Source organism: Spirillospora albida, from assembly GCF_000718255.1.
GTDB classification, from domain to species: Bacteria; Actinomycetota; Actinomycetes; order Streptosporangiales; family Streptosporangiaceae; genus Spirillospora; species Spirillospora albida.
The window spans coordinates 1-7,194 of the sequence record NZ_JOFJ01000045.1; the positions used below are offsets into that span (position 1 = coordinate 1).

Consider the following 7,194-nt stretch of genomic DNA (forward strand, 5'->3'; position numbering starts at 1 on the left):
CACCTCACCGAACCGCTCCGCGAACACCTCCGACTCCACCAACAACCGCCGACCCAACCCCACCCACTGCGACCCCTGACCAGGAAAAACGAACGCGACGCGGCCGGGATCACGGAGCGTCCGGACGGGGAGGTCACCCGCCGCGACGGCGTGCAGCGCGGCGGCGGCGCCGGCGTGGTCGGCGGCCACGACGGCGGCGCGGTCGGCCGGGGCCGCGCGGTGCCGGGCGAGCGTCCGGGCCACGGCGGGCAGCGGCCACTGCGGGTGGGCGTCCAGCGCGCCGGCCAGGTCGGCGGCGCGGGCGCGCAGCGCGGCATCGCCCCGGGCGGACAGGGGCAGGACGACCGGCCCGGTGACGGACTCGGGCGCTTCGGGGTCCTCGGCGGCGGGTTCTTCGAGGATGAGGTGGGCGTTGGTGCCGCTGACGCCGAACGCGGAGATCCCGGCCCGGCGGGGACGCTCGCCACGCGGCCATTTCACCGGCTCGGTCAGCAGCTCCACCCCGCCCGCCGACCAGTCCACCGCCGACGTCGGAGCGTCCACGTGCAGCGTGCGCGGCAGCAGACCGTGCCGCATCGCCAGCACCATCTTGATCAGCCCCGCGACACCTGCGGCGGGGCCCGTGTGCCCGACGTTGGACTTGAGGGACCCCAGCCAGAGGGGGGCGTCGGCGGAATGGGCGGTCCCGTAGACGTCGAGGAGGGCGGATGCCTCGATCGGGTCGCCCAGCGGCGTGCCCGTGCCGTGCGCCTCCACCGCGTCCACCTCGGCCGCGCTAACACCCAGGCCAGGTGGATCGCCACCAGCGACGACGAGCACGCCGTGTCCACCGTCACCGCCGGGCCCTCCAGCCCGAGGGTGTACGCGACCCGGCCCGACAGGACGCTGCCCGCCACGCCCGTCATGCGGTGCGCCTCGACGTCGTCGTCCGTCCGGTCGAGCAGCGCGGCGTACTCGCTGCCCGCCACCCCCGCGTAGACGCCGGTGGCGGTGCCGCGCAGCGACGCCGGATCGATCCCAGCCCGCTCGATCGTCTCCCACGCCACCTCCAGCAGCAGCCGCTGCTGCGGATCCATCGCCAACGCCTCACGCGGCGAGATCCCGGGTCGTCCGGGGACGCCACACCACCCGGGAAACGGCAGCCCATCGCCACCACCGCGATCGGCTCGCGGGCGCGGTCCCGCTCGGCGGCGAGCCGGCCGCGGGCGTCGGCCAGTTCGACGGTGACGCGCTTGAGGTAGTCGCGGAGCCGCTGCTCGGTGGTCGGTGCACCGGTCATCTCGTCGGTTCCTTTCGGCGGATCAGGAGGCGCCGAGCTCGCGCTCGACGATCGCGAAGAGGTCGTCGTCGTCATCCACGCCGGACAGCCGGGCGGCCATCGCCTCGTCCGGTCCGGTGCCGTCCCGGCGCAGCCCGTCCAGCAGCCCCTCCAGCCGGGCGGTGAGCAGCGCGCGGGCGTCCTCGTCGGCGGCGGCGCGCTCCACCACCCGCTGGAGCTCGTCGATGACGTCGGCGGCGGACGGCGCGGCCGGGCCGCCGTCGCGCAGGCCCGCGATCTGCCCGGCGATGTGGTCGGCCACCGCCGCGGGCGTCGGATGGTCGAACACCAGCGTGGTGGGCAGCCGAAGCCCGGTCGCGGCGTTGAGCCGGTTGCGCAGCGTCACGGCGGCGAGGGAGTCGAAGCCGAGCTGCTTCATCGTGCGGTGCGCGTCGATCTCGCCGGCGTCGCCGTGTCCGAGGACGGCTGCCGCCTCGCCGAGCACCAGGGCGAGCAGCCGGGCGCGGCGCTCGTCCGGAGGCAGGGCCGCCAGCTCGCCGGACACCGTCGGGTCCGGGGCGTCCGGTACCGCGCCGAGTTCGCCGCTCCAGCCCTTGGACGCGCCCTCCACCCAGTAGCGGCGATGCTGGAAGGGATAGACGGGCAGGTCGAGGACCGACCCCTGCCCGGCGTCCCAGCGCAGCGGGACGCCCCGCGTCCACGCCTCCGCGAACGCGCGCAGCAGCCGCTCCGGACCGTCCTCGCCGCGCCGCAGCGTCGCGGCGACGGCGATGTCGCGGCCCGCGTGCTCGGCGGTCTCCTCGATCCCCGCGACGAGCAGCGGATGCGGGCTCACCTCCACGAACACGTCGAAGCCGTCGTCCACGAGGCGCCGCGCCGCCCGGTCGAACCGGACGGGCTCGCGCAGGTTGCGGTACCAGTACCCGGCGTCCAGCTCCGTGGCGTCCAGCGGTCCTCCGGTGACCGCCGAGTAGAACGCGGCGCCGCCCGCGTGCGGCACGACCGGCTCGAAGATCTCCAGCAGGGACTCGCGGGCGGGCTCGACGTGCCGGGAGTGCCCGGCCTGCGCGGCGGGCAGGCGCCGCGCCCGCACGCCCTCGGCCGCGCAGTGGTCGTGCAGCTCCTCGCAGGCCGCGACGTCGCCCGACACCACGACCGAGGACGGCCCGTTGACGACCGCGACGCCGAGCCGCCCGCCCCACGGTTCCAGCATGCGGGCGACCTCGTCGGCGGGCAGCGCCACCGACACCATCGCGCCCTCGGGCAGTTCGCGGACGGCGAGTCCGCGTGCGGCGATGGCGCGGGCGCCGTCGTCCAGGGAGAGGGCGCCCGCGACGCACGCGGCGGCGATCTCGCCCTGCGAGTGGCCGACGACGGCGTCCGGCGCGACTCCCCGGGCCCGCCACACCTCGGCGAGCGAGACCATCACGGCCCACAGCAGCACGTGGACGACCTCGACGCGGTCCAGCATCGCCGGGTCGTCGAGCGCGTCGTACGGCGACCAGTCGATGTAGGGGGCGAGCGCGGCGGCGCACTCGGCGAACCGGTCGCGGAACTCGGGGAAGGCGTCCGCCAGCCCGGCGGCCATCCCGGCCCACTGCGAGCCGTGGCCGGGGAAGACGAACACCGTCCGGCCGCGCACCGGCGCGGTGCCGCGCACGGCGCCCGGGTGGGCGGTGCCGCCGGCGAGGGCGCCGAGCCCGGCGAGCGCGGCCTCGGCCGACGCGGCGACGACGGCGGCGCGCTCCTCCAGTTCCGCGCGCGCCGTGCGCAGCGTGTACGCGAGATCGCGCAGGGGTGTGCCGGGATGCGCGGCGAGGTGGTCGCGAAGCCGTCCCGCCTGGGCGCGCAGGGCGGCCTCGCCGCGAGCCGACACGGTCAGCGCGACGGGTCCGGGGACCGTCGCGGGGTCCGGCGCGGGCGGAGTCTCGGGCGGTTCTTCGAGGATGAGGTGGGCGTTGGTGCCGCTGACGCCGAACGCGGAGATCCCGGCCCGGCGGGGACGCCCGCCACGCGGCCATTTCACCGGCTCGGTCAGCAGCTCCACCCCGCCCGCCGACCAGTCCACCGCCGACGTCGGAGCGTCCACGTGCAAGGTGCGCGGCAGCAGACCGTTCCGCATCGCCAGCACCATCTTGATCAGTCCCGCGACGCCGGCCGCCGCCTGCGTGTGCCCGATGTTCGATTTCAGCGAGCCGAGGCGGAGGGGCTCGCCGGGCGGGCGCTCCCGCCCGTAGACGTCGAGGAGGGCGGATGCCTCGATCGGGTCGCCCAGCGGCGTGCCCGTGCCGTGCGCCTCCACCGCGTCCACCTCGGCCGCGCTAACACCCACCGCATGAACGCGATGCCCGCTACGGACCGCGTCCGACAACCGCTCCAGCAACACCAACCCGACACCCTCACCCCAACCCGTCCCATCCGCCGCCTCCGCGAACGCCTTCACCCGCCCGTCCGCCCGGAGCGCCTGGCAGGCCAGGTGGATCGCCACCAGCGACGACGAGCACGCCGTGTCCACCGTCACCGCCGGGCCCTGGAGGCCGAGGGCATAGGAGATGCGGCCGGACGCGACGCTGCCGTGCGTCCCTGTCGTTACATATCCGGACAGGTCGTGCGGGATCTCCGGAAGCCGGCTGATGTAGTCGTGGTACATGAAGCCCGCGTAGACGCCGGTGGCGGTGCCGCGCAGCGAGGCCGGATCGATCCCAGCCCGCTCGATCGTCTCCCACGCCACCTCCAGCAGCAGCCGCTGCTGCGGATCCATCGCCAACGCCTCACGCGGCGAGATCCCGCGGCAGCCCATCCCGACGACGGCGATGGGCTCGTGCCCGCCGCCCGCGGTGTCGCGGGCCCGCAGCCGGGCGTTCTCCTTGAGCGCGGCGCGCAGCGCCTCGACGACGTTCGCTTCGGTGGCTTCGGTCATGGGTGACCCTCTCGGATCGGAACGGACCGGGACGGTTCAGGCGCCGCCGTCGGCGGCGGCGCGGATCAGCTCCTCGACGCTCATCGCGTCGAAGTCGGGGACCTCGCCGGCCGCCCGCGCGGACGCCGGGCCGGCGTCCGCCGGGCCGGTGTCGCCGGGGCCCGCCTCGTCGGGGAACAGCCCGGCGTACAGGTGATCGGCGAGCGCGGCCGGGGACGGGTGGTCGAACACGAGCGTGGCGGGCAGCCGCAGCCCGGTCGCCCGGTTGAGACGGTTGCGCAGCTCGACGCCCGTCAGGGAGTCGAACCCGAGCTCCTTGAACGCGCGCCGCACGTCCAGTGCCCCGGTCCCGTCGTGCCCCAGCGTCGTGCGGACCTCGGCGCGGACGAGGTCGAGCAGCGCGGCGCGGCGGTCCGGCACCGGCAGCGCGGCGAGCCACCGGCCGAGCGGCTCGCCCTCCGCCGGGCGGTTCCGCGCGGCGGTGCGGCGCGCCGTACCGCCGGTCAGCCCCCGGTACAGCGGCGGCAGGTCGGCGCCGCGTCCCGCGAGCGCCCCGAGGTCCAGCCGGACCGGCGCCACCACGGGCTCGCCGGTGCGCAGCGCGGCGTCGAACAGCTCCCGGCCCCGGTCCGGCTCGATCATCTCCAGGCCGGAGCCGCGGGCCAGCCGCGCGAGCGCGGTCTCGCCGAGCGCGGCCTCCATGCCGCCGCCCGCCCACAGGCCCCACGCCAGCGAGGTCGCGGGCAGTCCCCGGGCGGCGCGATACCGGGCGAGCGCGTCCAGGAACCGGTTGGCGGCGGCGTAGTTGGCCTGGCCCGCGCCGCCCGTGAGGCCCTGAACCGAGGAGAACAGCACGAACATGCGCAGGTCGGCGCCCTCGGTCAGCTCGTGCAGATGCCATGCGGCGTCGGCCTTGGGGCGCAGCACCGCGCCCAGTCGTTCGGGGGTGAGGGCCGTCACGACTCCGTCGTCCAGGACGCCCGCCGTGTGGACGACGGCGGTCAGCGGGTGCGCCGCGGGCACGTCGGCGAGCACGGCCGCGAGCGCCGCCCGGTCGGCGGCGTCGCAGGCCCGGACCGTGACGTCCCGCGCGCCGAGGTCGCGCAGGTCGGCGGCCAGTCCGGCGGCGCCGGGCGCGTCCGGGCCGCGCCGGCTGAGCAGCAGCAGATGCCGTGCGCCGTACGCGGTGACGAGGTGGCGGGCGAACAGCGCGCCCAGGGCGCCGGTGGCGCCGGTCACCAGGACGGTGCCGTCCGGGTCCAGGACGGGCCTTCCGGCGGCGCCCGGCGCCGCCCGCACCAGCCGGGGCGCGGACACGCGGCCGGCGTGGACCGCCACCTCCGGCTCGCCGCCCGCCAGGGCCGCCGCGAGCGCGCCCGCGAGGTCGCGGACGCCGGGCTCGTCCACGTCCGCGAGGACGACCCGGCCCGGGTTCTCGGTCTCAGCGGAGCGCAGCAGTCCCCACAGGGCGGCCGCCGCAGGGTCGGCGGGCCCGGCCGGGTCCACGGCGACGGCACCGCGGGTCACCGCGACGAGCCGCGTCGCGGCGAGACGCTCGTCGGCAAGCCAGGCGCGCAGCAGCGTCAGCGCGTCGCGGGTCGCGGCGTGCGCGGCGGGCACCGGGCCGTCCGGCGCCGGCGGGACCGTCCACAGCACCGTGGCGGGCGGGGCGGCGGCCTCGGCCAGCGCGGCCAGGTCGGTGTACTCCTCCACCGTCACGCCCGCCTTGCGCAGTTCGGGGGCGAGCCCGAAGGCGTCCGGGCCGAGCAGGGCCCACCGGTCGGCGGGGACGGGCCCGACCGGAACCGGTGTCCAGGCCGGGACGTACAGGTCGCGCGCGGTGCCGCGCGCGGCGGCGAGCCGGTCCGCGCTCACCGGGCGGCGCGTCAGCCGCTCAACGGTCAGGACCGGTTCCCCGGCGGGGTCGGTGAGCAGCAGCGACACCGCGCCGGACGATCCGGCCGGACGCACCCGCACCCGCGCGGCGGTCGCCCCGGTCGCGTGCAGCCGGACGCCGCTCCAGGCGAACGGCAGCAGCGTCCCGCCGGGGTCCGGCGCGGCGCCGATCTCCAGGACGTGCAGCGCGGCATCGAGCAGGGCCGGATGGATGCCGTAGGCGCCGGGTTCGACGTCCTCCGGCAGCGCGATCTCGGCGAGGACGTCGGCGCCGTCGCGCCACGCGGCGCGCAGCCCCCTGAAGGCGGGACCGTACTCGTAGCCGCGTTCGGCGAGGGTGTCGTACCAGCCGTCGAGGTCGACGGCCTCCGCGCCGGGCGGCGGCCAGGCGGCCGGCGGTGCGCCGGTGCCCGTGCCCGTGCCCGCGCCGGTGTCGGCCTCGGCGGGGAGGAGGCGGCCGCTCGCGTGACGCGTCCAGTCTCCGCCGCTGCGGGAGTGCAACTGGACGGTCCGCTCACCCTCGGGTCCCGGTCCCTCCACGGTGACCTGGAGTTCGACATCGCCGGACGGGACGAGCAGCGGCGCCTCCAGGGTGAGGTCGTCGAGGACTCCGCACCCCGCCTCGTCACCGGCGCGGATCGCCATCTCCACGAGCGCGGCACCGGGCAGCAGGACGGTGCCGAGGGCGGCGTGGTCGGGCGTCCACGGGTGGGTGCGGCGGGACACCCGGCCGGTGAGGACGGTGTCACCCGACCCGGCGAGGGAGACGGCACGGTCGAGGAGCGGGTGGGCGGCGTCCCCGGCGCCGAGTGCGGCGGTGGGCGCCACCCAGTGCCGCCGCCGCTGGAAGGGGTAGGTGGGGAGTTCGGTGGTGGGGCCGTCGCCGAGGACGGCGGTCCAGTCGATCGCGACGCCCTGCGTCCAGAGTGTCGCGGCGGAGGTGAGGAGCCGGTCCAGGCCGCCTTCGTCACGGCGCAGCGACCCGGAGACCACCACCTCGGCGCCCGCCCGGTCGGCGATCTCCTCCACATTCATCACCAGCACCGGATGCGCGCTCGGCTCCACCAACACACCGAACCCATCACCCAGCAGACGCTCC

General features: G+C 76.8%; 2 protein-coding genes and 2 pseudogenes. All 4 read right to left on the reverse strand.

What is annotated here, in order from left to right; all coding sequences use genetic code 11:
• A pseudogene (locus IE99_RS33780) lies at positions 1–1,216 on the reverse strand (beta-ketoacyl synthase N-terminal-like domain-containing protein); the annotation flags it as partial.
• 6 nt (positions 1,217–1,222) lie between these two features.
• Positions 1,223–1,354 (reverse strand): annotated as a pseudogene (locus tag IE99_RS33785) (hypothetical protein); the annotation flags it as partial.
• Positions 1,302–4,199 carry a type I polyketide synthase gene (locus IE99_RS0128355; protein WP_030177439.1) on the reverse strand — a complete coding sequence of 966 codons (2,898 nt, stop codon included), beginning with the start codon at positions 4,197–4,199 and terminating at the stop codon, positions 1,302–1,304. The pseudogene IE99_RS33785 and the gene IE99_RS0128355, both read right to left, overlap by 53 nt.
• A 36-nt stretch (positions 4,200–4,235) precedes the next feature.
• Positions 4,236–7,160 (reverse strand): type I polyketide synthase, encoded by a 2,925-nt coding sequence (locus IE99_RS0128360; protein ID WP_051713481.1) that lies wholly within the window; start codon positions 7,158–7,160, stop codon positions 4,236–4,238.
• Positions 7,161–7,194 lie beyond the last annotated feature (34 nt).